34 protein-coding genes, 1 tRNA gene and 1 pseudogene are annotated in these 26387 nt (G+C 58.9%); 6 read left to right on the plus strand and 30 right to left on the minus strand.

Going from position 1 to position 26387, the window contains the following annotated elements; all coding sequences use genetic code 11:
* The first annotated feature begins 17 nt into the window (after positions 1-17).
* Genes C380_RS14065 through C380_RS14075 form a run of 3 tightly spaced genes read left to right on the plus strand, consistent with a single transcriptional unit; the run spans position 18 to position 1654 of the window.
* On the plus strand, positions 18-419 hold the full coding sequence (locus C380_RS14065; protein WP_015014523.1) for a hypothetical protein: 402 nt from the start codon (positions 18-20) through the stop codon (positions 417-419).
* On the plus strand, positions 420-1178 hold the full coding sequence (locus C380_RS14070; RefSeq protein ID WP_015014524.1) for a hypothetical protein: 759 nt from the start codon (positions 420-422) through the stop codon (positions 1176-1178).
* Positions 1175-1654, plus strand: coding sequence for a hypothetical protein (locus C380_RS14075; protein ID WP_015014525.1), 480 nt, complete (start codon positions 1175-1177; stop codon positions 1652-1654). Before C380_RS14070 ends, C380_RS14075 begins: the two co-directional genes overlap by 4 nt.
* On the opposite strand, the gene C380_RS25035 is transcribed toward C380_RS14075, so the two are convergent.
* Entirely contained in the window at positions 1651-1857 is a 207-nt protein-coding gene (locus C380_RS25035) for a hypothetical protein (RefSeq protein ID WP_148279968.1), read from the minus strand. The two genes, C380_RS14075 and C380_RS25035, sit on opposite strands and share 4 nt — an antisense overlap.
* Between C380_RS25035 and C380_RS14080 the strand changes: the two genes are divergently transcribed.
* A complete protein-coding gene (locus tag C380_RS14080; RefSeq protein ID WP_015014526.1) occupies positions 1856-2800 on the plus strand; it encodes a hypothetical protein in 945 nt (314 codons plus the stop codon). The genes C380_RS25035 and C380_RS14080 overlap by 2 nt on opposite strands.
* A gap of 155 nt (positions 2801-2955) precedes the next feature.
* Positions 2956-3963, plus strand: a complete 1008-nt coding sequence (locus C380_RS14085) for a dienelactone hydrolase family protein (RefSeq protein ID WP_238544020.1) — start codon at positions 2956-2958, stop codon at positions 3961-3963.
* 108 nt (positions 3964-4071) lie between these two features.
* On the opposite strand, the gene C380_RS14090 is transcribed toward C380_RS14085, so the two are convergent.
* The 19 genes and pseudogenes from C380_RS14090 to C380_RS25320 all read right to left on the minus strand — a co-directional run bounded on the left by C380_RS14090 (position 4072) and on the right by C380_RS25320 (position 17159).
* Complete coding sequence (locus C380_RS14090; RefSeq protein WP_168162367.1) at positions 4072-5187, minus strand: phage/plasmid replication protein, II/X family; 1116 nt, start codon at positions 5185-5187, stop codon at positions 4072-4074.
* Between the two features lie 173 nt (positions 5188-5360).
* A complete protein-coding gene (locus C380_RS14095; protein ID WP_015014529.1) occupies positions 5361-6365 on the minus strand; it encodes an AAA family ATPase in 1005 nt (334 codons plus the stop codon).
* Positions 6366-6388: 23 nt separating this feature from the next.
* The gene (locus C380_RS14100) at positions 6389-6919 is read right to left on the minus strand and encodes a hypothetical protein (RefSeq protein ID WP_148279969.1); all 531 of its coding nucleotides are present in this window, start codon (positions 6917-6919) and stop codon (positions 6389-6391) included.
* A 53-nt stretch (positions 6920-6972) separates the two neighbouring features.
* Positions 6973-7347 carry a hypothetical protein gene (locus tag C380_RS24510; protein WP_202950189.1) on the minus strand — a complete coding sequence of 125 codons (375 nt, stop codon included), beginning with the start codon at positions 7345-7347 and terminating at the stop codon, positions 6973-6975.
* Between the two features lie 114 nt (positions 7348-7461).
* On the minus strand, positions 7462-8127 hold the full coding sequence (locus C380_RS25040) for a hypothetical protein (protein ID WP_148279970.1): 666 nt from the start codon (positions 8125-8127) through the stop codon (positions 7462-7464).
* A gap of 87 nt (positions 8128-8214) precedes the next feature.
* Positions 8215-8358, minus strand: a pseudogene (locus C380_RS25885) (transcriptional regulator domain-containing protein); the annotation flags it as partial.
* Between the two features lie 994 nt (positions 8359-9352).
* Entirely contained in the window at positions 9353-10093 is a 741-nt protein-coding gene (locus C380_RS14110) for a hypothetical protein (RefSeq protein WP_015014531.1), read from the minus strand.
* 11 nt (positions 10094-10104) lie between these two features.
* Positions 10105-10293 carry a hypothetical protein gene (locus tag C380_RS14115; protein WP_015014532.1) on the minus strand — a complete coding sequence of 63 codons (189 nt, stop codon included), beginning with the start codon at positions 10291-10293 and terminating at the stop codon, positions 10105-10107.
* Between the two features lie 48 nt (positions 10294-10341).
* The gene (locus C380_RS14120) at positions 10342-10701 is read right to left on the minus strand and encodes a VRR-NUC domain-containing protein (protein ID WP_238544021.1); all 360 of its coding nucleotides are present in this window, start codon (positions 10699-10701) and stop codon (positions 10342-10344) included.
* 106 nt (positions 10702-10807) lie between these two features.
* A complete protein-coding gene (locus C380_RS14125; RefSeq protein WP_015014534.1) occupies positions 10808-12772 on the minus strand; it encodes an AAA family ATPase in 1965 nt (654 codons plus the stop codon).
* Positions 12760-13047: a hypothetical protein gene (locus C380_RS14130; protein WP_015014535.1), complete on the minus strand. Its 288-nt coding sequence runs from the start codon at positions 13045-13047 to the stop codon at positions 12760-12762. Before C380_RS14130 ends, C380_RS14125 begins: the two co-directional genes overlap by 13 nt.
* Complete coding sequence (locus tag C380_RS14135) at positions 13044-13262, minus strand: hypothetical protein (protein ID WP_148279971.1); 219 nt, start codon at positions 13260-13262, stop codon at positions 13044-13046. Before C380_RS14135 ends, C380_RS14130 begins: the two co-directional genes overlap by 4 nt.
* Positions 13263-13482: 220 nt before the next feature.
* Positions 13483-13680: a hypothetical protein gene (locus tag C380_RS14140; protein ID WP_015014537.1), complete on the minus strand. Its 198-nt coding sequence runs from the start codon at positions 13678-13680 to the stop codon at positions 13483-13485.
* The gene (locus C380_RS24515; protein ID WP_083871616.1) at positions 13680-13889 is read right to left on the minus strand and encodes a hypothetical protein; all 210 of its coding nucleotides are present in this window, start codon (positions 13887-13889) and stop codon (positions 13680-13682) included. The genes C380_RS14140 and C380_RS24515 overlap by 1 nt, the downstream gene beginning before the upstream one ends.
* Positions 13890-14042: 153 nt before the next feature.
* Entirely contained in the window at positions 14043-14582 is a 540-nt protein-coding gene (locus C380_RS14145) for a hypothetical protein (RefSeq protein ID WP_015014538.1), read from the minus strand.
* A 105-nt stretch (positions 14583-14687) separates the two neighbouring features.
* A complete protein-coding gene (locus tag C380_RS14150; protein WP_015014539.1) occupies positions 14688-14951 on the minus strand; it encodes a hypothetical protein in 264 nt (87 codons plus the stop codon).
* A gap of 52 nt (positions 14952-15003) precedes the next feature.
* Positions 15004-15297: a hypothetical protein gene (locus tag C380_RS14155; RefSeq protein WP_015014540.1), complete on the minus strand. Its 294-nt coding sequence runs from the start codon at positions 15295-15297 to the stop codon at positions 15004-15006.
* Positions 15298-15403: 106 nt separating this feature from the next.
* Entirely contained in the window at positions 15404-16717 is a 1314-nt protein-coding gene (locus tag C380_RS14160; RefSeq protein ID WP_015014541.1) for an integrase family protein, read from the minus strand.
* A 124-nt stretch (positions 16718-16841) separates the two neighbouring features.
* Positions 16842-17159 carry a hypothetical protein gene (locus C380_RS25320; RefSeq protein WP_168162368.1) on the minus strand — a complete coding sequence of 106 codons (318 nt, stop codon included), beginning with the start codon at positions 17157-17159 and terminating at the stop codon, positions 16842-16844.
* 131 nt (positions 17160-17290) lie between these two features.
* Here C380_RS25320 and C380_RS14170 point away from each other — a divergent pair, with 131 nt between their 5' ends.
* Positions 17291-17497 carry a hypothetical protein gene (locus C380_RS14170; RefSeq protein WP_148279972.1) on the plus strand — a complete coding sequence of 69 codons (207 nt, stop codon included), beginning with the start codon at positions 17291-17293 and terminating at the stop codon, positions 17495-17497.
* Positions 17498-17573: 76 nt separating this feature from the next.
* On the opposite strand, the gene C380_RS14175 is transcribed toward C380_RS14170, so the two are convergent.
* From C380_RS14175 to thrS, 10 genes are all read right to left on the minus strand, one after another.
* Positions 17574-17885 (minus strand): single-stranded DNA-binding protein, encoded by a 312-nt coding sequence (locus C380_RS14175; RefSeq protein WP_015014544.1) that lies wholly within the window; start codon positions 17883-17885, stop codon positions 17574-17576.
* Positions 17886-18121: 236 nt separating this feature from the next.
* A tRNA-Pro gene (locus C380_RS14180) sits at positions 18122-18198 on the minus strand.
* 30 nt (positions 18199-18228) lie between these two features.
* Positions 18229-18663 carry a MerR family transcriptional regulator gene (locus C380_RS14185; RefSeq protein WP_043566613.1) on the minus strand — a complete coding sequence of 145 codons (435 nt, stop codon included), beginning with the start codon at positions 18661-18663 and terminating at the stop codon, positions 18229-18231.
* Between the two features lie 98 nt (positions 18664-18761).
* Positions 18762-19088, minus strand: a complete 327-nt coding sequence (locus C380_RS14190; RefSeq protein WP_015014546.1) for an integration host factor subunit alpha — start codon at positions 19086-19088, stop codon at positions 18762-18764.
* A 25-nt stretch (positions 19089-19113) separates the two neighbouring features.
* Positions 19114-21561 carry a phenylalanine--tRNA ligase subunit beta gene (gene pheT, locus C380_RS14195; RefSeq protein WP_015014547.1) on the minus strand — a complete coding sequence of 816 codons (2448 nt, stop codon included), beginning with the start codon at positions 21559-21561 and terminating at the stop codon, positions 19114-19116.
* Positions 21562-21632: 71 nt separating this feature from the next.
* Complete coding sequence (gene pheS / locus C380_RS14200; RefSeq protein ID WP_015014548.1) at positions 21633-22685, minus strand: phenylalanine--tRNA ligase subunit alpha; 1053 nt, start codon at positions 22683-22685, stop codon at positions 21633-21635.
* A 207-nt stretch (positions 22686-22892) separates the two neighbouring features.
* Positions 22893-23252, minus strand: coding sequence for a 50S ribosomal protein L20 (gene rplT, locus C380_RS14205; RefSeq protein WP_005795139.1), 360 nt, complete (start codon positions 23250-23252; stop codon positions 22893-22895).
* Between the two features lie 25 nt (positions 23253-23277).
* Positions 23278-23481, minus strand: a complete 204-nt coding sequence (rpmI, locus tag C380_RS14210) for a 50S ribosomal protein L35 (protein ID WP_005795135.1) — start codon at positions 23479-23481, stop codon at positions 23278-23280.
* A gap of 185 nt (positions 23482-23666) precedes the next feature.
* Positions 23667-24275: a translation initiation factor IF-3 gene (gene infC / locus C380_RS14215; RefSeq protein ID WP_082753551.1), complete on the minus strand. Its 609-nt coding sequence runs from the start codon at positions 24273-24275 to the stop codon at positions 23667-23669.
* A gap of 80 nt (positions 24276-24355) precedes the next feature.
* Positions 24356-26275 carry a threonine--tRNA ligase gene (gene thrS / locus C380_RS14220; protein WP_015014550.1) on the minus strand — a complete coding sequence of 640 codons (1920 nt, stop codon included), beginning with the start codon at positions 26273-26275 and terminating at the stop codon, positions 24356-24358.
* Positions 26276-26387 lie beyond the last annotated feature (112 nt).

A 26387-nucleotide genomic window follows, 5' to 3' on the forward strand; every position in this document is an offset into this window, starting at 1 on the left:
CATCCAAGGAGATTTCCATGACCACCAACCACACCTCCAAAGCCGGTGCACCAGCATCGACCACCACGTCACCGATCATCTACTCCAACGCGGCCCGGTTCTCGATGGGCCAGATTGTGGCCACTCCCGGCGCATTGCAATTGCTGCAAGAAACCGGCTTCAGCGCAGCCGCTCTGCTAGCAAGACACCTGCAATATGACTGGGGTGACCTGTGCAAAGACGATGCGGCACTCAACGCGATGGCACTGACCGATGGCAGCCGAATCATGAGCGTGTATCGCCTTGTTGATGCAGAAAAGCTCAAGGCAACACCACGCTCGAAGCGTGCTGATTTGCCCACTGTCTGGGTCATCACCGATGGCACGAACGAAGATGGAAAGCGTGAATACACGACTTTGCTGTTGCCTGGGGACTACTAAATGGTGGCTGCGTCAAAATCGAAGACTGATGCGGTGGCCTACCGTTGGCAGCGCTTCTATCCTACCCTCCAGACCGGCCATTACTTGACCGTCAAGTCCAAGCAACGCCGCGATGATGTGCCCGTTTTCTTTGCTCAAGGCTGCATGGATGGGGCATGTTGTCTGCATGTTTTTTCAGCAGCACTGATCATTTTTGATTTGGCAAAGCACGACGCGCTCGAAGACATGTCTCGGCGGAAATATGGTCTACCTGCGGAAGTTTTTTCCGCCTTTCGTCACACGTTTTTTGAAGGCATCCATGCACACGACTTTGTTGAATTGGTGAACAACGAACTCAAGCTTCCGCTGAGCCTGACATTGCGACAAGCTGCGGACGGCGGACTCGACAAATGGGCGGTGGATAACCTGATGCGTGGAGAACTGATGGCCGTGACGTTCGCAAGCGTCAAGAACCGCCGCACCAGCCACTGGGCTTTGTGTACCGGCTGTGAAGGAAGTGCATCTGGCAGGGCAATAAACCCGGACACCATTCTTTTACTTGACCCCAGTGCCAGCGAGCCTAGCTATTCGCCCTTCAACGCGCGGCTGCGCATGTCGGTGAGCAGCCCAGGAAATCGGCGAGCCCCACCAAATCTGCCTAAGCCCTCGGAAGATGGCAAGCGCAAGCCGGTGCACTGGCTGTACGAAGCCGCCGAGTGGAGCGCCGAAGAAGTTCGCTTGCTGGCTGCGATACGGTTTCAATTGAAGGTGGCGGCGTGAAGCGCACTTTGATGCGGCGCCAAGTTCTCAAGATCGTCGGTGGCATGGCGCTGTCTCCGTGGCCACCGCCAGCGGCATCAGCCCAAGCCGACGGTGTTCAGCAGACGGTGGCGGCGCTGCTGGCGGCAACTGAAGAAGGCTCCATTCTGCAGATCGACCTCGTGGATTTGTGCCACACGCTAAAGCTCTGCGGCAGTTCCCCCGTGAGCTTCACGGTGTCCAACCACGACGCGGACAAGGTGCTTGATGCTTGCCGCGATGCATGGGCACGGATACCGACGCACAACAAAGCAGCCGCTGTGGTGCTGTGCAGCGGGTACGGCGAGAGCTTTGGCCTTCACCATTGCACAGAGGTCTTCAGAGTGGTCCAGCACGCAATGGATGAATCGGCGTATCTGGTGTGCGGCGTGGTATTCGACTCCGCGCTGGTGGACGCCATGAGCGTGACTTGGCTGGCTGGCGCACCAGACGGTTAGCGCAGCGGTGAGCGACGTGTTCCTTGTGGCCGGTCGCCGGTCTTTGCCAGGGATGCTTCATTGATCCTGCGCTTCACAGATGTGCGGCTAAGGTTCTTCGGCAACTGGGCCTCAAACCCAGTCATCAAGTCAGTCATGATCATGCTGAGAGATTTCGCTAAAGTATTCAACACTAACAATTCTGGATAGGAGAGGGAAGCCATGAAACCAACAATAACTGGTCAGGGTGTTCAATCGATGACGTCGTGGGCGGCTATTCTCTTGATGTGCGTCGCTCTGCACCCTGCTCAAGCCCAGCAGTGGAAAGATGCACCCGCCTACGACAAGGCTCAGGCAAAAAACGTTCTGGACCGAAGCACGTTGTACATGCCGCTGTTCGGAGCGGTCTACCGTGAGAAATTCGAGGTCATGGTTCAGAAGCTGCCGGGCGTGCGCGGCGTCATCATCCACAATCATGGATGCGGTGGCATGTGGGGCTGGGAAACCACGATCGCGCAGTTCTACTACCGTGAAGGCTTTGCCGTGGTCTCGCCGGAGTTCGTGACGCGCGATGGAAACAAGACGGGCTGCCCTGGCGGATCGCCGGAGGAACAACTTCGACGCGCTGGCGAACGGGCCGCAGAGGGCATTTACACCGCCAAGAACCCCGCACGACTAGCGGCGCGGGGCGACGATATTCAAGAAGTGATCCGGTGGATCAAAACGCTCACGGACTTACCGATCTTCTTGAGCGGTCACAGCGAGGGATGCCGAACCACTTACAACTGGAATCGCAACGAACCACAGGTCAAGGGCGGCATCTGCCACAAGCAGAGCGTGAACCGGCACTATGAACATCTGTGGAAATGGGATACCCGGTTGCCGATGTGGTCGTCTAACGAGGATGAAGACCCATGGGCTGGCGGTAGCAAGCAGTTTCCTGCGGTGGGTTTTGAAGAGAAATTCAAAGACGACCCGCAGAACCTCACTTCGTTCCGTTATCCGGGTAACAGCCATGATCCACTCGTGCGTCCTGGCGAAGGTCAGAGCTTGCGAGACTGGTTGAACAAGCAGGTCAGTTTGCCGCCGCTCAAGGGACAGAACGGCTTTAACTACGAAGACGCTTTGCCTGCAATCCAGAGCGAACTGAAAAAGAAAAATCGATAGTTGGTAAACCCAGCGATCGATGGGTGCAGTAGCCCATAAAGGCTGGCGGTCAAATGCCCCGGACGGGCCTCGAGCTTGACTCAACAAAGCACATCAATTGGTCGCGCAATTGCAGATCGGCTCCAAGATCGTCTGGCTTTTCTGAAAAGTGTCCAATGAAAAAAGCTCGTATGACCGAACGATTTCAAAGTGCTATTTGTCGATTAGCCACTCTGGTTGCCCTCGGCGTGACCTCGGTAAGCAGCTATGCAAACGACGATGTGATCCCTGTGGAGAAGTTTCAGCCTGCGATTACTGTGCAGTTCGCGCCAGAAAGACCCAACGGTTGGGAGTTGGAGCGGCCCATGGCGGCTTACGGCATGAATCTTTTCTCCGCCAATGTGCCCTCTTACGGTGGAAAGGGAAAACTGATTTCCAGTTGGTCGCCACAGCACGGAAAAGTGTTTGACCGCCCCACCGTCATCCTCGTTCACGGTGGACATGGCGTATCCCCTGCCAACATAGACATGGCTGTGTGGCTGCGCAAAGAACTCAAGGCCAACATTCTGATCTTGGATTCCTACTGGTCGCGCGGAAAGTCGGAAAACTGGCTTGCATGGACGGAGTACGGTGCCAACATGCGTGTGCTTGATCTGATCGCAGCAGCGCGTTTTACGCAAAGCCAAGGCGCTGATCCGAAGAAGACTTTCGTGATCGGCGGAAGCCAGGGCGGCTGGACAGTGTTGCGAGCTTTCAGCGATCACAACCTCAGCGGTGAGGTGAAATCCTTGCTGGTCGGCGGTGCATCGCTCTACCCGAACTGCTATGTCAAAGAGTCGATCTTTGGCAAATCTCCCAGCGGCACCACAGACAAGCAGTTTGCCCCACCTCTTGGCAACTATGTGGCCCCGGTGATTGCGTTCACCGGCACGAATGACTCGGCAACACCTCTGTCGCAGTGCAATGTTGAGAAGGTGTTCAAAGGCGTTGAGAAGTGGACCAACTTTGAAGGTGCGACCCACTCTTGGGACTCACCCAGTGGCGGCATCGGCAAGCCAGGGGTAGACGGAGACTGCTCCAAGGCACTGAACAAGTACAACCAGTTTCCGGTCTGCCGGAACAACAAGTACACGGAAATCATGCGCAGCGACATTCTTGCTTTTATCGAGCGGCACCTACCGTGATAAAAGTTGTGCCCCAGCTCGGGGTATAGCGAATAAAAGTAGAGTCGCCAGATGCGTTTTTGCAAGAAAAGCTGGTGGTTTCAAGCACCGTAACCACCAGCCAGCTTCTTACGCACGAAGCCATGCACGCTCGTTTTGAGTGGCATCGCGCCAGCCAATCCAGCGGCTCGGCTCGTACACAAAGCCGCTCTCCAGAGCCCAGTCTGGCGGCTCCATGATGCCTTCCAGATTGGTTATAGAAGCCCAGTTGATCGCGTCGTCTCGCAAGGCCGGAATCGACAGATCAATGCCGTACTGCTGGAGTACCTCCTGGCGGCGGCGATAGTAAGTGGAGGGGCTTTTACAGAAGTCCATAGGGCGGCGACCGTCAAGCCACAATGCGATCAAAGTGCGATGCTCCAGTTTGGCTGTCTGTAGCAAAAGCTCCCGCTTGTCCAAAGGCGGCAAGTCTTGCAAAGGGATTGCCTGGACCGTCTCAAGATGCAGCGCACGAGCGGTCTCTGGATGCCAGAGTGAGCCATGATTGAAAAGGCGGTTCTTGTTCTTGAGACAGCGCTTGAGCCGGGCCTCGATTCGCGCACCTTCCGCAAGAAACTGCTCAAGCATATGGTCGAAATACAGGTTTGTTCCAACGCGATCAAAGTCCATTGGCATGCGGCCCAATAGCTTGCGTTTGTGCTTTATCAGGCCATCTAAAAAGTAGTGGTGCTTGTTGTAGATGAGAATCTGGCGATCACGCGAGTTCGGGTGGAGCCGGACACCGATTCCAGGCCGGATAGGCGTTGCTTCAAGCGTCGGATCGGCATAACGGCGGATGTTGTCGCAAAGCCGGTGAATCATGCCCTCCGGCATTCTGTAGTGCTCTGCTACATGCACTTCATCGACGGCATAGTTGCCGGTATTAAGTGCATCCATAACGGATGCAGGACATGCTATTTTCAGGGTTTCAAACACCAACAGTACGGAAGCTTTGACCAGCCCCGTAAAGTCGTTGGAACCCATGCCATTGTGTCCTTGCAGCCACAGTGCTGGCGAACCAGAAAACCGCATCCGTTCGGCACCGTTTTCCACACGCGCAGAGAAGTGCGGAGCCTCTTTGTCAGCGCATACTTTGACTTCAGTGAACGACTTGGTTTTGGCTCCGCCGGGGTGATGTGTCATGACGGCTTTTCCAATTTCCGGAAAGTCATCGCCATTTATGGTTATGTCGAAATAGTCAATCATGGTGTTGTCGTGGCGTGCTTTCACTCTCATTTCTGAGCAATTAAGTTCACACCTGTCCAATAGTGATAGTCATCTCCATAGCTCTACTTAGCCAATGTCACCGTGTATCGCTGCGTTGATGTGGTCGCGCAGAGGTGTGCAAGGTTGCATTGGCTAGTGGATGCACATATGCATCACTTCGTTTTGAGCCAGCGGCCAACAGTGGTTCGGTCAATGCCCAGCTCTTCGGCAATAGCGACTTGAGACAAGCCTTTGGCTTTCATTGCAAGGGCTTTCTCGATGCGCGGGTCTCGGTGCAGGCCCTCTTTGTGGTGCCACGACACATCACCGTTTTCACCTTGGCGCAGGGTTGCCGCGATGGGCTGGACCTCGGTGTTTGCCAGATGGCGGGACTTCTCCCAGACAAGGTTGAAACGCAAAGCACCGTCACCGGCAACGTCCTCCACGGGCTTGAGGGCTACCGACCAGTCCAGGGCATCCTCATGGCTGCTACTGCCGCGTTGCTTGCCAGTTTTGCCTGTGTGGTGGATAACGATGACAGTGCGGCCAGCGCGTTTGTGGCCGAGCATCCAGCGCATCATCGGCGCCCAGGCTTCAGCAGTTTCGCGGCCATCACCACTCCATGCGGAGTAGTTGTCGATGAAGATCACGTCCCAGTCTGTGCCGATCATTTCGTCGATAGCGCGCTGACCTTCGGCCGTGTTAATTGAGGGCAGCAGATCGGTAAAGGCTTCAGGCGTGAAGAGTTTCAGATTGGCCGGAGGGTCTACATTGAAGCTGCGGCACAGCGACAGGATGCGCTGGCGCAGGGTGAAGAGGTCCATCTCGCCGTCGAGGTAGATCACTCGACGTGCACGACGAGCTTTGCGGCCCAGGAAGGAGATGCAAGCGCTGATGCAGATGGCCAGACTCATCGCTACCCAAGTCTTACCGCGACCACGGGGGCCGAACAGCATGCCGGTCTGGTTGGACTGGATGAGACGGCCCCAGTGATTCTTGCGACGGGGCACTTCGAGGTGCACAAACTTGGCGGCGGAGATCAAGCGCATTTCGCTGCGAGGACGGAATGGCTTGCCCTGGTTCGGCCTCGGCATGGGCGTGCGGCGACGCGCCACCTTCGCAGATTGGGAGGTAGTTTTCATGACTTCTTTGGAAGGCATGGCCGCAGCAACGGCCATGGAATTTTTCTTGTGCTCGATATTTACAGCGACGGTGCAACTTCAGCCGAAGAGGTCAGTTCGGACTGCGTGGTGCGCGGGCCGCATGTGATGTGGACCTCACGGACAGTCTTGCCTTCGCGCTCGCCACTAACACCCGAAACGATGATCTCAAGTCCGTTGTCGGTGTCGTGGCGGTAGACGTTCGCTTCAGGATTCAAATACGTCACTCCCTTCAGCTTGCCGCGCGTGCCCACAGTGAGCAAGGTTTTGGCGTAGTGAGCCCCGAATTTGTCCAACAAAAACGCTTCTGTCAGGTAACAACGGCGAAGAGCGGCCTTGGCGTCAGCGCTGATGTAGACCTGTTTCAAGTCGATGATCTGGAAGCTCGCGCGGAATTCGGCTTGTTGTACGGACAGCTTCAAGAACTTGTGAATCGACAGCGTTTTATCTGCGGCGAAAGGCTGCAGGTCCACACGTTCCAATTGATCAGCAGTTATAGAAGGTGTGATGCAGACTTGCAAACCGTCGATTGATGCAAGATGTTTTTCGGAATTTCCATTAATTTCAGACATGACTTCTCCAGTCCATGCGTAGCATGGATCAAATAGATATGAAAACCAGTGATTTATTTGACAGTGGGACGAGAGTCAACCCACTCCATGAAAGCAATCTCGTCGATCAGGACTCGACGGCCTACTTTGCGAATTGCGTGAGCGAGACCATTGCCTGGAATAACGTCATTTCCACCCTTGCCACGCGCACGCAAACGAGGCTTGGAGGCAAATATCAATGCACGCAGAGAATTTTCAGTGAAGGCAGGATGTTTCACAGAAAACTGCTGAACTGAGAGCCACTTTTTTACCTCAGAGCCGCAGTGAGATTCCGTCAATATTTCTTTTTCAAACTTGGACGAAACGCTCTTCAACGTCTTCTTCGACAAAAATCTGACAAACGCACTTTCATATCCCGCGCTTACACCAGGTGAGAGAGGTGAATTCATGTTACTCCTTAGATACATCGGTAGTGGTTGAGAGAATCTGCTCAACCTTTGGCAATGATGCCCAACACTGCCAATTTCTCTAAGGGAAAGGATGCTCTTTTAGATTTTCCTACCCTACGCACCCCTCAGCTGTCCACTGAAATCTTCGTAGTACGCGATGTGCCTATAACCCTCATCTCTAAGAGCTAACGCCACTGGGTACTGCTTTTTGGTACGGACCGCATATGAGTGATCTGAATCAACGTGCTCTCCATCTGGAGTGATGTGAATAATTTCACTCTTTGACTCACCATTGTTGATTCTTTGAAGAATTTTTACGTAGGACTCATACACACCAGCTGGATTAAACGATTTTGCACCCTCATATAAATACAAGGATGAAATGCCAATTTTCTGAAGTAGCTCTCTCTGCTTCAAAACAATTTGACGAATAGATTCGTTCAAAAATCCAAGGGGATGCAAAACATCTATTTTTACCACTACCTCAGATTTTTTAATATCGGCGACAGTAATAGCCAAAGGCTTTTGACGCGGATGTTCTCGATCATTTAAATCGGCAAAAATATCTACTGTCAATCTACCGAATATATTTTCATCAGCATTAGGCAACGGGGTTGTTTCAGGGTCGATCCACTTGCTGATCCCAAACCGCGCTTGCGGAGTGACGGAGGGCGCGTGGCCGATAGACCAGCGCTCACGCCTACTCTCTTCGGTCCTGATAATCCAATCTCCTACGGTTTCGCCGTTTAATGCCGCAGGCTGAGAAAAGAATAGTGACATGGGTGTTTCCGGTGGGCATGCCAACAAAGGCATTCCCCCACCGGTCCTCTTCAGGTCTCGCACAGACAAAGGAAGACTCATCCATTCGGAGTACGCCGCGCGATACGCCGGGTTGAATCGTAGGAACTCCCATGCCCACTGACGAGGTGACAGGTCTCTGGAGTTTTTTGGCAATTTTTTGGGTCTACTGGCCATGCGTTGCCTCATGTGGAATGCTTCAATAGTGAGCATCGTTACCCAAATTTGCCCATGAAGAAAGAGTCCGCATCAATGTTCATTGATGCCCAGTTAGGCGCGCCCTCCGCGTCACAGCTATGTCACAGTTGCTGCCAAATTTCGGCATTAATCCCGCTTGTTGCGGGCTGTTAAAATCACTTCGTCTAGAGTGAAGACAGCAATTGGCAGCAATTGGAGACAGTTAGTGCTGGAGTTCGTAATGAGAAGGTCGGGTGTTCGATTCATCTCTCCGGCACCAATATGGACAAGGGTTCATTGCTATGAAAATAGTAGTGAACCCTTTTTCCATTGTGGGCTTGTAGGCAATCTGTAGGCAAGTTGCCCGAATGCGGCCCCAGCGGCAAGCAAAAAAAAGCCCCACGGCGGGGGGCTTCGTCACTTCGGCATTTCAAACGCGGAAGGGTGCAATCTCAAGTTGCAGCCCCTTGAACGGTGTCAGCACTTGCGGGTGTGAAAGTACGGCAGCAGAGCCTTTGCCGCATTCATGCGCAGGCGCAGCGGTGCCCCTCGGTGATTCATCAGCGCCAGCAACCATTGCAGCGGGTCGCTTGCCTCGGGCAGGCCAGGTATCAGGCGGGGTCGGTTGCGGCTGCCTAGCGGCCTTCCAGCACCAGCACGGCGGCCCCCTGCGTTCTTTCGTGCGCCTCCGCTTCTTCCTTTGATTCCGGCCATTTGCTGATTGCTTTCAACGGGGGGTTATTTTCTGCGCGTGGGTGAACATGGGGTGTCCGTGTTTCGGTCTTCCCAAACTTCGGATGCCCCCCCACCCCTTCACCTTTTTTCCGGACGTTTAGGAATGGTCGCCTGCACTGCCGGTTTACATACGGCAGCGGCTAGGCTTTGAACCGGCCCCCACCCCTCGCGCGCGCGCACGACACGACTTGTGCGTTAGCGTTATCGCAGGTCGAACAAGCCGATTTCCATATTGGCAGGGTGTAGGTTTTGAACCGCCCCCCACCGTGAGGCAGGCCCGAAGGCCCGCCAATCCTTAGCCCAGCACCAGCGCTGCAATGGACTCGCGCAGTCGCGGCACCCGGCCCAGCTTCGCGGTTGTGCGCTCTACGTGTCCAAGTCGCACCAGGTGGGCGGCAGTGGCGCCGGGCACGCTCACCACATCGCCACAGCTACCCAGCTCGGCACTGTCAACCAGCAGGCGCACATTCACATCAGGGCCTGATTCAAGCTCTGCGGTTGCCACCCGTAGCAGCGCATCAGCCAGCAGGCGTGAAACCGGGCTCTGGTCGTCGTCGAAGTTGACGCCGGGATGTACCAACGCGGGAATGCTGCACCGATACCCGGCGGCCTCGATTCCGGCCCGTACAGCAGCCTCGGCACCAAGGGCAGAGCGCAAGCCCTCCAGCGCTTTGACAATGCCTTGCACGGCCTTTGTGTGCCCCGGCTGTGCCTCTGCGCATACTGCGGCGCTCAGTTCGGCAGACAGCGCAGCCACCACAGCCCGTTGCGCTTCCACGGCTGGGCGCAGGGTGTCCAGACGCTCACGCACGGTTGCCAGTTCACGATTGATGCCCGTCAGGTCGTTGCGCTGTGCAGGCTCGCCACGCAGCAGACGCAGGCCAGCGGCCAGGGGGTCGAAGGATGCGGCGGCAGGCGCGGCCAGCAGTCCCAGCAAGCGCGATTCCTCGGCAGTGGCTGCATTGAATGCGGCGCTCAGTTCGGCCAGGGTGTTGTGCGCTTCGGTGAAACGGGTGTTTTTGATGATTGATTGCATGGGGTGTTCTTTCAAAGTGAAGGGTTCAGGCGGCGGGCCATCGTCATGACGGCTGCGCGCTGTTGGCGGGTCAGGTTGTGGGGCATCGCGGCATGGGCTGCAACACCACGCGCCAGTTGTTCGTGCTGCGCCGTTTCAAACGCAGCCATCGCGGCGGCCAGTTCTCGGGGCGGTGTCTGCCCGGTCTTTGCTTGGTACATGGTCTGTCTTTCGGTTGATTGATGGATGCAGGAAGGTGCGGCGGCTTCTCATGGCCCCTGCGCCTCGGCCAGTGCCCGCAGTACGTCGCGCAGGTCACGCGCTACAAAGGCCACGCCACCAGCGGCACGGATGCGCGCCAGGAATAGGGCTTGCTCAGGGCGCAGGCGTCCGGCCTGGGCTTTCACTTCCACACCCAGCAAGCGGCCATCCTTCAATTGCCCCAGCACATCAGGGCAGCCCGGCCAGCCGAAACGGATAAAGCGGTTGCCCACCTTGGCAGCTCCGGTGTTCATGCGCTCGGCCCATGCCACCAGCGGATGCGCTCTCAGCGCTTTCAACACTTCCACCAGCGCGGCAGCTTCGGGGCGGCTGTTGGTGCGGGGTGTCTGTATTTCATCCCCCAGCAAATCAGTGCCAGCAGCAGGTGCGGGGCAGGTGCGAATTGGTGCACCCCTATAGGGTGCTGCACCAATCTGCACCTTTTTTGCCCGGCGGTGCGGATTGGTGTTTGCATCAGTTCGCACCATTTCGCACCTCACTGACAGCCGTCACAATCCCGATGCACTCCAGCACTTGCCCGGCTGCCACCAGCTTTTTGAGTTCGCGGTAAACGGCGCTTTTGTCGTACAGCGGTTGGAAGTGCTCCACCACCTCGCGCTTTTTCTTTCCGGCGGGTTGCGTGCGCAGGTACTCCAGCACAGCCCCGGCTACTTCGGATAGGCGCTTTCCCTGGGGCTTGTCCGGCGCATCGGCAGGCACCACTACGCAGCTCGTGGCTGCGGCCCCCCACTTGGTCGTGCCCAGCGTCACGGTGTCCAGCCGAAACCCGATGCGCTCGCCCTTGGTGCTCAGGTCGCGTTGCTTGGTGATTTCGGCGCACCGGCCCGTGGGCGAGTCCGTCACCTCGATTTCGGTGTCCACTGCGGCGCGGATGCCACTCCAGCCACGGGCACCGTTTGCGGCGGCTTTTCCGCTATGGTGAATCAGGCAAAAATGGGCATTGCAGGCGGTGCGGATGCGGTCGAAACGGCGCACCACTAGGCCCATGTCCTGCCCGGCGTTCTCGTTCGCCCCGGCGCTCAGGCGTGCCAGGGTGTCGCCCACAATCAAGCGCACCTTTTGGCCTCGCTGGCGCTCAAGTTGGCGCACCACCGATATGACGGCTTCGGTGTCTGCATCGCCGTCGAACAAGTCGATAGGGCTTTGCACAATGGCGAAGTTGGGCACCTTCACCCCGTGGTGCCGTTGGTAGGCTTGCAGGCGGCCACGCACGGATGCGGGGCTCTCTGCGGCCAGATACACCACTAGGCCCGGTTCAGTGTTGCGGCCCATCCATCGCGCACCACGCGCCACAGCGGCGGCCATGTCGATAACGAAAAAGGTTTTCCCGCTGTTGCTGTCGCCGTACAGCACGGAACCATCGCCAGCCGTCAAAACCCCTTCCACCAGTTCATCGGGCGGCGTGAAGGCGTCCGGCAGTTCATCGGCAAAGGCCACCGACAAAGGCAGGGCGGGCGGCGCAGGCTCTCGGGCGTTCTCCAGCAGCACGGCCAGCACGTCGAACCCGTCACGCTGCGCAAGGTCGTTTGCGTCGAAGTTCTGCGGCTCGCCTTCGGGCATGTAGGCCACGGCGCATTGCAGAGCCTGGGCAATCTCTGCGGCGCTGTCCTCCTTGCCCACATCGGGCACCAGCACCAGCCGGGCGGATGCGTCACGCTGGCGCAGGTCGGCAGCCACCTTGCCCACGTTGCCCCAGCCAAAGCAGGCCACGGCAGGGTGTCCGGTAGCTTGCCAGCAGGCCCATGCAGTGCCCACACCCTCGCACAAAGCCACGGGCGCACCCGGCACCACCTCGCCCACAGTGAAGGATGCCCCGGCCATCGGTGCGCCGGGCAGGTTGAGCTTTTTGCCAGCGCCGGGCGGCGGTATCAGTTGCAGGCTTTGCAGCGTGCCATCGGCGGCCAGGGCGGGCACCGCCAGGGCACCGGCCATGCTCTGCCCGGCAATGCGCAGGCCAGCGCCAGCAGGCAGCACGCGCAGGCCATCCAACGGCACCCCGGCGGCGGCCTTCGCCACGATGTAGGGGTGTGCATCGGTCGCAGCTTCGCAGCGTGCCCACACCTCGGCAGGGCTCATGCCTGGGGCTGGCTTGCGCGGCGGCTCTGCGGCCTTCCTGGGGGCTTGCGGCGGGCGTTGCTGGGGCTTGCCTTCACCCATGCGCCAGCCATTCTCAGCAGCCTTGCGGAAAAGGGTTCCGGCTCCCACGCCCTTACCCGGCTTGATGCTGCGCCACACATCGCGGGCGGCGGCGGCGTCGTAGTTGCCAGCCCCGGCGCTCCAGGCGTCGAAGGTGTCGAAGTCCACCCCGGCGGCGTGCGCTCCCATGCCCACCTTCACCCATTCATCACGCGGCAGGTCTGGCGGGATGGCGTGCAATGCGTCGATTGCTTTTGCGGTGTCGTTCGTCAAAATGGGCACCCCCCATCGTCCGCTTCGGCGGGGTTGTTTGGGCTGTTGCCCGGCTCGTTCAGTGGCTTCAATAGCTGGGGCTCTCGTTCCAGCTTCGCAGCCAGCAGGCGCAGCAGTTGCGCGGCCTCCATCGGGTCGGGCGTCAGCACGTAAACGCTAACCGGCGCGTTCGGCAGTTGGTGCCCGTCAGGGATGGTCAGTGCGTCGAAGTCATAAGGCATCGCACTATTCCAGCGGTCGCCCCACCACTCATAGGAACTGCATTGGATTTCAATTGCCTTCATGCAGCACCCCCATTCATCGCCAGGGCCTGCGCGGTGTATTTGCCGTCAAGGCGGTACAAGGCAATCACGCGGTCGGGGCTGTGTTCTGTGGGGCTCGGAACCTCGATGGTTTCCACGGGCCAGCCCAGCGTGCGCAGCGTGAAAATCACCGCACCCAGTCGCCAGGATTGCGTGCTACTTTCAAACTCGGGATGGTCAATCAGACGGCCATCCATCAGCATTCCTAGCGCACGGTCTGCCAGGGTTCCACGCTTGGGCCATGTGGGGCAAAATGGCGCGGGCGGCAGAAACGAAAGTTGTTCACCGTGAGCCCCTTGCGTCTTGGTCGGTGCGGGGGCTTTTCCTTTTGGGGCTGTCATGGGCGGCCCCCCTTGCGAAACCAGCGGGACGGGGCAGCGCACCACAGCGCCAGCAAAGCGCGATTGATGGCGGCGGTCATGCTTGCACCCCCAGCCACTGCAACGCGGGTTTGTGGTGGTCGAACTCGGCCAGGGTGTGCCCATCCTTTTGCAGCAGGACAAACGGCTTACCCATAATGCGGGCTTGGTGGTCAACCCACACATGCAAGCCTTTTGCGCGTGCCACGGTGCGCAGCTTTTTCAGTGCGTCCTGGGGTACGAACGGGGCGGCCATTACGCAACCCCCAGCACGCGGCGCAATTCAGAAACGGGCCATGCCAGACGGCCATTGATGCGGATTGGGCGGATTGGGCCATCCTCGCGGCAAGCCCAAATGCGAAGCGTTTGCTGTGCGCGGTTCAGGTGCCCGGCGGCCTCAGGAGTTGGCAAGGCTGTGCGCGTTTCCAGCGACAGCGGTTTTAGTTGAATAGTCTTTGCGGCCATGCGTAAACCCTCTGGGTTCGTTAAACATGGTTCTGGACTATTTGGGCGCAATGCCCCTTGCGGTCAAAAGCGCAACCCCGTTGCGGGGCGCAAAGCCTTATTTCATGCGGGTTTCAAGGCGTGAGACGCAACCCCACCCGCAATCCCTCGCCTCTATTTAATGCGGTGCGTAAAGGCGCTGTAGCCCTTCGGCTTGGGCTTTTCGCTCGGGAGTTTTTGCCGAATCAATGACGTCGAAACATTGAAATGTTCGGCGGCTTTTTTAGTGCCGTGCTTCTCCCGATATGCCTTCACCTCGGCCAGCCTTTCAGGAGTCCACACCTTGCCAGTGCTAGGCGCATTGCTGGCGCTCTCAGCCACCACGGGCGCGGCGCTGGGTGTCACTGCCTGGGGCTCTGCGGCCAGTGGTTCCACGCCTTCCAGGGCGGGTATCTGTCGGGCGGGCGCTTCACGTTGCGCCCAGTCATCAATGATGCGCAGCAAGTGGGCATCAATCTGCTTTGCGGCTTCACCCAGCCCCAGCCGAAAGCCCGCAATCCACGGTGCAGGCAGCAGCGATGCCCGCGCAAGAATTGCAGAGCCCTCCGCCAAGCCATCCAGCGTGAACCGGAATTGTTCAAACGCTCCGAATCTGTTTTTTAGGCGCGCCCGTGCAAGCTCTAGCAGCCGGTCGCGGATTTCGCTCTGATTCATGTTGGCATCCCCCCGGATGCGCCCCTGTTTTGGGTGCCCCAGCAGGCCAGAGGGGGAACTGGCTTTTCGGCAGGATTGCGGCCCTGCCTAGCTGGGGCGAAACGGTCAATCTTTTTGCGTCAAGCAGTCAAATGCTTTTTTGCAGGCTTGGGCCTCTGGCCTAGATTCGGTGAATTCCTCACGGTAGGCATGTTCCACGCCCTGCCCAAGCGTACTAACTGCAAGCTCAATTTCACCTGCATGTATTTGCGTCAATGCCTCGTATAGCTTGTCGCGCTGAAAATTCATTGTCCATTCCGGCAAATCGTTTACTTCCAGCAAACAGGCCAAGATGGTGCCTTTTGCTTTCTGTTCCTTGGTTTGAATCATAAATACACCTTTTGCGTGGTTTCGTCTGGTAGGGGTAGCTGGGGCGAAATGGTCAATCCACGTAGATGATGGCGTTGCGGTCGCCATACTTGGCTTGCATCATTTGCAGGCCCTTGCGTGCGTGGTCGTTGTTATAGAGCCATGCGGATTTGCGCTCGCGTCCGTTCACTAAGTACATGACGCAATAGCGGGGCGCTGAAATTGGTTGTTGCAGCACAGTGCGCAGACGGTCACGCTCGCGGCGCATCTCCAACGCGGTTTTAGGTGTGGTGGCACGGGCTCGCAGTTCTTGCCGAAGCCCGGTAAAAAATCCCTCGTTGGGGTCTGTAAACTTGCATTCAGCCATTTTCAAAGCTCCGTTTTGATGATGGTCAGGGGCTGGCGCTGTGTTCCTGCACATGCTGGCCCCGCCTGTTTTGCCCTGGGTGAAACGCGCCAGGGCTTCGCGTTTGTCAGTTCACAGCACGCAGCTTGCCAGGTTCGGCCTGGGCGTCAAACTGCACCCCGGCCAGGGCCAGAATGTGCGCCTCTATCTGCTCCAGAAACGGGCGCAGGGCGTCAATGCTGCGCGGCCTGTAACCCTCGGCTGTTGCGCTTGGCTTGTGGCCCATCACTTGCGCGATAGCCCCGGCAGGTGCCCCGGCGGCCTCCCCCAGCAGCGAAAAAGAACGGCGCAGCCCGTGGAATGTCAGGTGTTCGATGCCAGCGTGTCGCAGGGCCTGGGCGTGGCTTGCGCGGGCGTCGGTGATTCGCCCGGCCTTGCCCGTGCTGGCAAACACGAACGGCCCTACTCTGGGCAGCGTTGCCAGCATTTGCGCCATGTAGGGGCTCAGGGGAATGGTGCGCGTTGTCTCCACCTTGTCGGCAATAGTCAGCTTGCGCCACTGAAAATCCACGTTCACCCATGTCAGGGCGGCCAGCTCCTCGCGGCGGGCACCAGTCAGCAGCAGGGCGCGCAGATAGGCGCTTGCGGTGCGGTTGCTCAGTTGCTCCACTCCAACCCACCAGCCGGGCACCTGGGCGGCTTCCAGGGCGTCGGTTCGGCGGGTGTTGCTAGGCAGGCTCTCCACGATGGCGGCGGCCTTCCCTGCATCGCGGTCTGTCATGCTCCGATACTCAGGACGGGCAGCGCACCAGCGAAGGAAACCCCGAAACATCATCAGGGCGCGGGCGGCTTGGTGCTTACCTGCCACGGCTTCGCGGTCGTACCAGCTTTTCAGCACGTCCTCATTCACCCCGGCTAGGGGCAGCGCCAGCAGCGGATACAGCGGCCCCGGCCTTGTCGTGCCCTGCCCTCGCTTTTTCTTTTCGCCACCGGGCGCGGCCATTGCTTCAAGGTCGGCACGGTAACGGGGCTTCCATGCATCCCGGCGCTTGGGCTTGCCGTTCTCCAGATACAGCGGCCACACCTCCCCCACGGTCAGGGCTTTGGCAGTTGCTGCGGCCTTTGCGGCGGCTTTGTCTGCCTGTTGCTGTCGCTCTATCTCTCGGGGGTCATGCCCACTATCCACCAGCACTTTAAGGCGCTGCGCCTCGCCCCGTGCCTTCTCAATCGGCCAGTCTGTAGCGGTGCCTATGTTCAGGCGTAGGGTTGCCCCATTCAGGCGCGATTCAAACACGTAGGTTTTGCGGCCCGTGGGCGTCACGCGCAGCGCCAGGGCTGGGGCTTCGGTGTCCCATAGAAACGCCTGGGATTTGCCAGCCGGGCAGGTGAAGGCGTCAACCCTCCCGGCGGTCAGCCTCACGCGGTTTTGTGGCTTGCTCATGGTGCCCCCTGAAATCTGTAGGCAATCTGTAGGCAGATTCGCTAAAAACTGCCGAATTTCAATCAACACAAAGACTGTTTACCCATCCAGATAAAACAATCTAAGTTGTTGATTTACATTGATTCTACCAACAGCAATCAACAGGAGCAAATTCACCAATCCCATCATTCGTAATGAGAAGGTCGGGTGTTCGATTCATCTCTCCGGCACCAAATAAAAAGCCCTGATTCGCAAGAGTCAGGGCTTTTTCTTGGCAGCCTCGAAAGGTCAAGAAATCGACCCACTGCATCGCAGGCTCCCCGACCGTAGGATGGTGACCGATGCCCTCCGAAACGGCCATTGCGGCGGCAAGACGTCGACCAGCACCAAGTACCTCACCACGATAGGCACCTGCCTTCGTCAACAATCGTTTCTTGCGCCAGATGCAGGGCGAGGATGGCACCTTGGATGTTTGCAAAAGCCAGCAACTGATGCAGACTGTGTGCCTCAGTCGGCGCCCAAAGATGGCCCATCCATTGGCGGCAGACTGCGTACGCAACCCCCCTCACTCCATCTACCACCAGCAGCATCATCATGAGTGTCGAACGCAGAGGCAGCATGGACCGCCGCAGCGGCAAGGATCGCCGCCAGGAAGAAAAAGGTCCACCCACCAATTTCGAACGGAGGCGAGCCATTGAGGCGCGTCAGCCCGAATTGACCGAACTGCACATGAGCGAGGATGAGCTCAAAGCCTTGGGTTTTGCCCCCAATCCTTCGGGCAATGCCCGAAAGACCAGCTGAGCCTCAAGCCTGCCGCCCGCGCAGGCATTCATCCCGCCTACAAGTCACCACACGTCGCCGGCGGAGCGCGGCGTCCCTATTGTTCAGCGTCGGAGATCGGCATGCTGATCAGGCGATGCGCCACCATATCCAGTGCGGGCCTTGCATTGCCCTGCTTGTCTGTCCATACACGGGGATTCAAGCTGCCAGACAGCGCCACGGAGTCACCGTCGCGCAATCGATGCAGGGACGCACACAGATCGTCATCAAAGGCGATGACGTTGACGAACAGCACTTCGCCTTCTGCGGTACTGGCCCTGACCTTCGCCAGGCTGTAAGCCTTGCCCGCCCTGTCCGTGCGGCGCTCCGCCTCACCATATAGCCGTCCGGCTACCAAGCCATCAATCATGGGGTCTCCTTGCCCATCACGGGGCGCTGGGCTGTTATGCCTTAGTGGCCATCCTTCGCCGCCGTCCGGCTGGCATAGCCACCACGGGCTCTTGATTTCGCCGCCTTCACAATACAGAGGCGCAAGGGTGAATCCGGAGGGCCGACCTTCCAGCGCCAGCTGGTGATGCAAAGAAAGCCCGAAGCGACAAAAGCAAAAAAGCCCAGAACCTTTCGGTTCTGGGCTTTTGCTATCAATGGTCGGCGTGGCGGGATTCGAACTCGCGACCCCTTGCACCCCATGCAAGTGCGCTACCAGGCTGCGCTACACGCCGACAAGACTTAGATTATATGGAGAAAAAAGCTCAGTTCAGAGAAAGTAGCGCACGAATTTCAAATAATTCTTGGCGCACTGCATTGGAGTCCAGAGAAAAGCCTGCAGCAACGATGGAAAGGTCGCGTGAGCTGTCCACCAGCATGCTGGGCAGCTCGGTATCTTGCGCCACGGAAGCCTCGTCGGCACCCCCTCCATCCCGAGACGGATGGGCGAGCTCTTGCAGGCGATTGCGCGCCCCACTGATGGTGAAGCCCTGGTCGTACAGCAGATCACGAATCCGACGAATCATCAGCACCTCATGGTGCTGGTAGTAGCGGCGGTTGCCGCGCCGCTTCATGGGGCGCAACTGCGTGAACTCCTGCTCCCAGTAACGCAACACATGCGGCTTGACGCCGCACAGCTCCGCGACCTCACCAATCGTGAAGTATCGCTTGGCGGGAATGGAAGGGAGGGTGGTGCCCATGAGATGCAGGTTCAAACGGGAAAGCTTTCAAGCGTACTGCAGACCAGCCTGCTCCGCCAGCCACCAAGAACATCTTGGCAACAAAAAACAGCACAAATTCACGCAGCAGCCACCGTCTGGATCTGCTCCTTGAGCTTGCTGCTGGCGTGGAAGGTCACCACACGGCGCGCCTTGATGGGAATGGCCTCGCCCGTGCGCGGATTGCGCCCGGGACGGGGCGCCTTGGTCCGGATCTGAAAGTTGCCAAAGCCCGAGAGCTTGACGTCCTTGCCCTCGACCAGGCTTTGGGCGATCAGGTCGAAGAAGGCGTCAATCATGTCCTTGGACTCGCGCTTGTTCAGGCCGATCTGATCGAACAACAGATCTGCCAACTGCGCCTTGGTCAGTGCCGGTGTCTCCAGGCTTTCGACTGCAAATTCGATCATGGTTGGTCACTCCCCCTAGACATCGTCACACCCGCAGACGAGCGCCTGTGCGCTGCGTCAGCTGCGTTATCACGGACTGCACTGCGGCGTCGATTTCCGCCTCGGTGAGCGTGGCTTCGTCACGGCCGAGGGTGAGGCGCACAGCCAGGCTTTTTTCACCGGGTGCCAAACCCCCTGCGGGTGCCTCTTCGCCAGCACGCAGCGCCTTGGGTCGGTACACGTCGAACAGCACCGCAGAGCGCAACATGCCGCCGGGAACAGCCTGCTCGACCGCGCCCATGATGTCGGCGTGGGTCACACGCTCGGCCACCACCACGGCCAGATCGCGCTCGACCGCTTGGTGTTTGGTCACGGGCTTGAACTGTGGCACCACACGTTGCAGTACAGCGTCCAGCTCCAGTTCGAACATCACCGGCGCCTGGGGCAGGTCCCACGACTGACGCCATTGCGGATGCAGTTCGCCCACAAAACCAATCGCGCGACCAGCGACCAGAACGCGCGCGCAGCGGCCGGGGTGCATGGCTGGATGGTTGCCGGGTTCGAACGTTGCGCGCAGAGGGGCCAGCAGGGCCTCCACGTCGCCCTTCACATCAAAGAAATCAATGGCCTGCTCTTTGCGCCCCCACTGCAGCATGTCGTTCGGGCCATAGGCCAGACCGGACACACGCATGGGCTGGTGGAAACCTTCCACCGTGGTGTCGGTATTACGCACGCTACCGTCCCGCAGGAACACGCGGCCCAGTTCAAAAACACGCACCCGCTCGGCCTTACGGTCGAGGTTGAACTTTAAAACTTGTAGCAAAGAACCCAATAAAGTCGAGCGCATCACGCTCATCTGGCTGGCAATCGGGTTCAGCAGCTTGATGGGCTGCGGATTGGCAGCCAGCTCATGCTCCCACCGCTCTTCCACAAAGCTGAAGTTGATCGTTTCCTGATAGCCCAGGGCTGCCAGCGAGCGGCGCACCGCAAACGGGCTGCGGGTAGCCTCCAGCGCCAGCTTGGGCGTGATGGGCGCCAAAGGCGGGGTGGTCGGCAGGTTGTTGTAACCCACCATGCGGGCGACCTCTTCGATCAGGTCTTCCTCGATGGTGATGTCAAAACGGAACGATGGAGGCGTGACCGTCAGCGTGCCATCGCCCTGCACCACTGGCAGGCCCAGGCGCTGCAAGGCGTCTGCGCACTGCGCCTGGGTCAGCGGCATGCCGATGACCTTGGCGGCGCGCGCCACGCGCAGCGTGACGGGCTGGGGCGCAGGCAGGTTCACGGCCTGATCATCCATGGGACCGCAGGCGGTGTCGGGCGTGCCGCAGATGTCGATGACCAGTTGGGTGATGCGCTCGATGTGCTCCACCGTGAGACTCGGGTCCACGCCACGCTCAAACCGGTGACCGGCATCTGTCGAAAAGTTGAACCGGCGCGAGCGGCCCGCAACTGCCTTGGGCCACCAGAAGGCGGCCTCAATGTAGATGTGACGGGTGTCGTCTGACACAGCGGTAGCGTCACCGCCCATGATGCCTGCCAGCGACTCCACCTGGCTGTCATCCGCGATCACACCCACCTTGTCGTCCACCGTGATGGTGTTGCCATTGAGCAGCTTGAGTTGCTCGCCCGGCTTGCCCCAGCGCACATCCAGCCCGCCATGGATCTTGTCCAGATCAAAAATGTGCGACGGACGCCCCAGCTCGAACATCACATAGTTGGAGATGTCCACCAGCGGCGACACGCCACGCTGACCGCAACGGGCCAGACGGTCCAGCATCCACTGGGGCGTGGCGGCGCGCGTGTTCACATTGCGCACGATGCGGCCCGAGAAGCGGCCGCACAGATCGGGAGCGCTCACCTTCACAGGCAGCGTGTCCGCCAGCTTGGCAGTCACCGCAGGGAACGCGGGGCTTTGCAGCGGTGCACCCGTCAGTGCAGACACCTCGCGTGCAATGCCATAGACGCTCAGGCAATGCGCCAGATTGGGCGTGAGCTTGAGCGTGAACAGCGTGTCGTCCAGATTCAGGTACGCACGGATGTCCTGACCCACCGGCGCTGCGGCATCCAGCTCCAGGAGGCCGCCGTGGTCTTCCGACAGCTTGAGCTCGCGCGCCGAGCACAACATGCCCTGGCTTTCCACGCCGCGCAGCTTGCCCACCTTGATGAGAAACGGCTTGCCGTCATCACCCGGCGGCAGTTCGGCACCCACCAGGGCGCATGGCACCTTGATGCCCACGCGGGCATTGGGTGCGCCACACACGATGTTCAGCAGGGCGCCCTGCCCCACATCCACCTGGCACACGCGCAGGCGGTCGGCATCAGGGTGCTGGACGGCTTCTTTGATCTCGCCCACAACGATCTTGGTGAACGGTGGGGCCACGGGACGCAGCTCCTCTACTTCGAGGCCCGCCATGGTCAGCGTTTCAGCCAGTTCGGCCGTCGTCAAGGGGGGGTTGCAGAACTCGCGCAACCAGGATTCAGGAAATTGCATAGTCGGACACTCTTGTACGGAAGGTGCGCGGCGCTGGGCTGGCCATGCGCGCTGCGTGAAGTCGGCGGGCTTTACTGGAACTGCGACAGGAAACGGATGTCGCCGTCAAAGAACAGGCGCAGATCGTTCACGCCGTAGCGCAGCATGGTCAGGCGGTCTGGCCCCATGCCGAACGCAAAGCCGATGTACTTCTCGGGGTCGAGGCCCATGTTGCGCACCACGTTGGGATGCACCTGGCCCGAACCCGCCACCTCCAGCCAACGACCCGCCAGCGGGCCCGTCTGGAACTGGATATCGATCTCGGCGCTGGGCTCCGTGAACGGGAAGAAGCTGGGACGGAAGCGCAACACGAGGTCGTCGCTTTCGAAGAACGTGCGGCAGAAATCCGTGAAGATGACCTTCAGGTCCTTGAAGCTCACGTTCTCGCCGATCCAGAGGCCTTCGCACTGGTGGAACATGGGCGAGTGCGTGGCGTCACTGTCCACACGGTAGGTGCGGCCAGGGGCGATCACGCGGATTTCGGGCATAGCCTGGCCGGCATCCAGCGCGGCGCGATGCTTCTTCACGTGCTGCACCGCATGGCGGATCTGCATGGGGCTGGTGTGCGTGCGCAGCAGGTTGGGTGCGGTGGCGGTGCCGCCTTCCACGTAGAACGTGTCGTGCATGGACCGCGCGGGGTGGTCTTCCGGCGTGTTCAATGCGGTGAAATTGAACCAGTCGGTTTCAATCTCGGGGCCTTCGGCCACGTCAAAACCCATGGAACCGAAAATGCCCTGGATACGTTCCAGGGTGAGCGAAACGGGGTGCCCCCCCCCCTGCCCGCGCTGGCGACCTGGCAGGCTCACGTCCAGCGCTTCGGCCTTGAGCTGCAGTTGCAGTTCCGCATCGGCCAACGCCTGGCGGCGCGCAGTGAGCGCCGCTTCGATGGCCTGCTTGGCGACGTTGATGGCCGCACCGCGGGATTTCTTTTCCTCGACGGACAGCTGCGCCATGCCCTTCATGAGCTCCGTCACGCGACCCGACTTGCCCAAAAACTGCGCCTTGGCGTTTTCGAGGTCAGCGGGGGTGGCACTTTGGGCAAACAGTTGCGTCGCGCTCTCAACCAGGGAATCCAACTCGTTCATAACGACTCTTTCATGACTTACGCAAACAAGGATGCACAAGTGCCATTGGCATATGCCATGTGGCAAGCGTCTTGCCTCAGCAGCCTGTTTTGCGTAAGTCGTTTTTATCGACCCGTGAAAATGAACAAGGGCTAGTGCCTTTACAAGCCCTAGCCCTTGCTGTTATTGCGCAAGCAGCTATCAGAACGATAGCCGCTCATCGTGAACTCAAGCAGCCAGCTTGGCCTTGACTTGCTCCACGATGCTGCCAAAGGCAGCCTTGTCGTGCACTGCGAGGTCGGCCAGCATCTTGCGGTCGATCTCGATGGAAGCCTTCTTCAGGCCGTTGGCGAACTGGCTGTAGGTCAGGCCCAGTTCACGGGCAGCGGCGTTGATACGGGCAATCCACAACTGGCGGAACACGCGCTTCTTGGTGCGGCGGTCACGGTAGGCATATTGCCCAGCCTTCATTACCGCCTGTTTGGCGATACGGAAGACATTACCGCGGCGACCACGGAAACCCTTGGCAAGGGCGAGAACTTTCTTGTGACGGGCACGGGCCGTTACACCACGTTTGACGCGAGGCATGTATGTACTCCTTGTTCGTCAGTTATTAAAGGCCAGCGCTGGGCAGCATTTGTGCGATCGAGCCCATGTTGGTCTCATGCACATTCACTGCACCACGCAGGTGGCGCTTGTTCTTGGTGGTCTTCTTGGTCAAGATGTGACGCTTGAAGGCTTGACCGCGCTTGACGGTGCCACCGGGACGAACGCGGAAACGTTTTTTCGCGCTGCTCTTGGTCTTCATTTTGGGCATGTGAATGCTCCTTTTTCATTGTGCTCGTGAGGCGTTTGCAAACCGATCTGCAAACTTGTTGGCCCCGAGCCACTTTTATCGAAAGGCTTTCGCCTTCCGCTCGGCAATGCCCGAAAGCACCGCCTTTTCAAGCACCACGCCTGTTGAATGGCGCAGCGCTCAAAACTTCATACCGATCCGCAGCTTTATGCCGCCTGGCCTGCCGCTGGTGCAGCGCCTTCAGACGCTGGCTTGGCCGCAGGCTTTTTCTTGCCGGGGGCAATCATCATGATCATCTGGCGGCCTTCCAGCTTGGGGAACTGCTCGATGATGATGCTGTCAGCCAACTCGTCACGAATCCGGTTCAGCAAAGCCAGACCGAGTTCCTGGTGCGTGATTTCGCGACCGCGGAACCGCAGCGTGATCTTGCATTTGTCACCATCCGCCAAAAAGCGGCGAATGTTGCGCATCTTGATGTTGTAGTCGCCATCGTCCGTACCGGGACGGAACTTGACTTCCTTGATCTCAATGACCGTCTGCTTGGCTTTGGCTTCTGCCGCACGCTTTTGCTCTTGGTACTTGAACTTGCCGTAGTCCATGAGACGGCACACCGGTGGGTTCGCCGTGGCAGCGATTTCCACCAGATCCACGTCCAGCTCACCGGCCATCCGCAAGGCCTCCATGAGACTGACAACACCCAAGGGCTCGTTGTCAGGCCCGGACAGGCGAACTTCCGGGGCCATGATTTCACGGTTCAGGCGGTGCTTGCGCTCTTCCCGCTGGCGACGATCACGAAATTCAGTAGCGATGGCTATCTTCCTTGAATCAAAATGCTACAAATAAAGTAGCTACCTCCGCACAGTCCACGAGCGGCAAAGCAGTTTTTTGTACAAAATCAGGCTTTGGTGGCGATGTCGTTGGCGATCAATTCAATGAACGCATCAACCGACATCACGCCGAGATCACGATTACCTCGGGCTCGCACTGCAACGGCTCCCGCCGCCTTTTCCTTGTCGCCTGCGACGAGGATGTAGGGCAGCTTTTGCATCGAATGCTCCCGTATTTTATACGTAATCTTCTCGTTACGCAGATCCAGGGCCACCCTAAGGCCTTGATTGGGCAGCGCTTTTTGCAGTTTTGCTGCGATTTCACGACAGTAATCGGACTGCGCGTCCGTGATGTTGAGCACCGAAACCTGCACGGGAGCGAGCCACGTGGGCAAGGCGCCTGCATGTTGCTCGATCAGAATTCCGATGAAGCGCTCCAGGCTTCCCACGATGGCACGGTGCAGCATGATGGGCCGATGGCGGCCGCCATCCTCGCCCACAAACTCTGCGTCCAGCCGCTCGGGCATGTTGGGATCGACCTGGATCGTGCCACATTGCCATGGTCGCCCCAGCGCGTCCTTGAGCGTGTACTCGATCTTGGGGCCGTAGAACGCGCCTTCGCCAGGCAGGTACTCAAACTCGCAACCGGACGCGCGCAAGCCCTCGGCCAAGGCATTTTCAGCACGGTCCCAGCTTTCCTCACTGCCGATGCGCTTTTCGGGGCGTGTGGACAGCTTGTAGATGATGTCCGTGAAACCAAAGTCCTTGTAGACCTTTTGCAGCAGCGTGGTGAACGCCACCACCTCTGACTGGATCTGGTCTTCGGTACAGAAGATATGGCCGTCATCCTGCGTGAAAGCACGCACGCGCATGATGCCGTGCAGCCCCCCCGTGGGTTCATTGCGGTGGCACTGGCCGAACTCGCCAAACCGCAGCGGCAGGTCGCGGTAGCTCTTGATACCTTGCTTGAAGATGATGATGTGCCCGGGGCAGTTCATCGGCTTGAGCGCATAGTCGCGCTTTTCCGACTCCGTCACAAACATGTTCTCGCGGTATTTGTCCCAGTGGCCGGTTTTCTCCCATAGCCCCTGGTCCAGAATTTGCGGCCCCTTCACCTCTTGGTAGCCGTTCTCGCGGTACACGCGGCGCATGTACTGCTCTACCTCCTGCCACACCGTCCAGCCCTTGGGGTGCCAGAACACCGTACCAGGCGAGTGCTCGTCGATATGGAACAGGTCCAGCTCACGGCCCAGCTTGCGGTGGTCGCGCTTCTCAGCTTCTTCCAGCATCGTCAAATACTGCTGCAACTCGTCTTTGGTGGCCCAGGCCGTGCCGTAGACACGCTGCAGCATTTCGTTGCGGTGGTCACCGCGCCAGTAGGCCCCCGCCACCTTCATCAGCTTGAAGAACTTGAGCTTGCCGGTGCTGGGCACGTGAGGGCCGCGGCACAGGTCTTCAAAATTACCTTCGCGATACAGGCTCACATCTTCGTTGCTGGGGATGCTGGCAATGATTTCGGCCTTGTAGTGCTCCCCCAAGCCCTTGAAATACGCCACGGCCTCGTCGCGCGGCAACACGCGGCGCACCACGGGCTCATCTTTGGCTGCCAGCTCGGCCATGCGCTTTTCGATGGCCACCAGGTCCTCGGGCGTGAAGGGGCGCTTGTAGGCAAAGTCGTAATAAAAGCCGTTTTCGATCACTGGGCCGATGGTGACCTGGGCATCAGGAAACAGCTCCTTGACCGCGTAGGCCAACAAGTGGGCGGTGGAGTGGCGGATCACATCCAGGCCATCCGCATCCTTGGCCGTCACGATGGACAGCGGGCTATCAGCCGTGATCTGGTAGCTGGTGTCCACCACCTTGTCACCGATCTTGCCCGCCAAGGCGGCTTTGGCCAGACCCGAGCCAATGGAGGCGGCCACCTCGGCCACCGTGACGGGGCCCGGAAACTCGCGCTGCGAACCGTCGGGAAGCGTAATGTGAATCATGGGAGCAACTCTTTCTCTGTGATCAGTGCAATGGATGCGGGCACGCGCCAGGCCCGTAAAACAAAAAAGCGCGGAACAGTTCCGCGCTTTTTGGAGGTGTATGCAATCTCGT

Source organism: Acidovorax sp. KKS102 (assembly GCF_000302535.1).
Classification (GTDB): domain Bacteria; phylum Pseudomonadota; class Gammaproteobacteria; order Burkholderiales; family Burkholderiaceae_C; genus Acidovorax.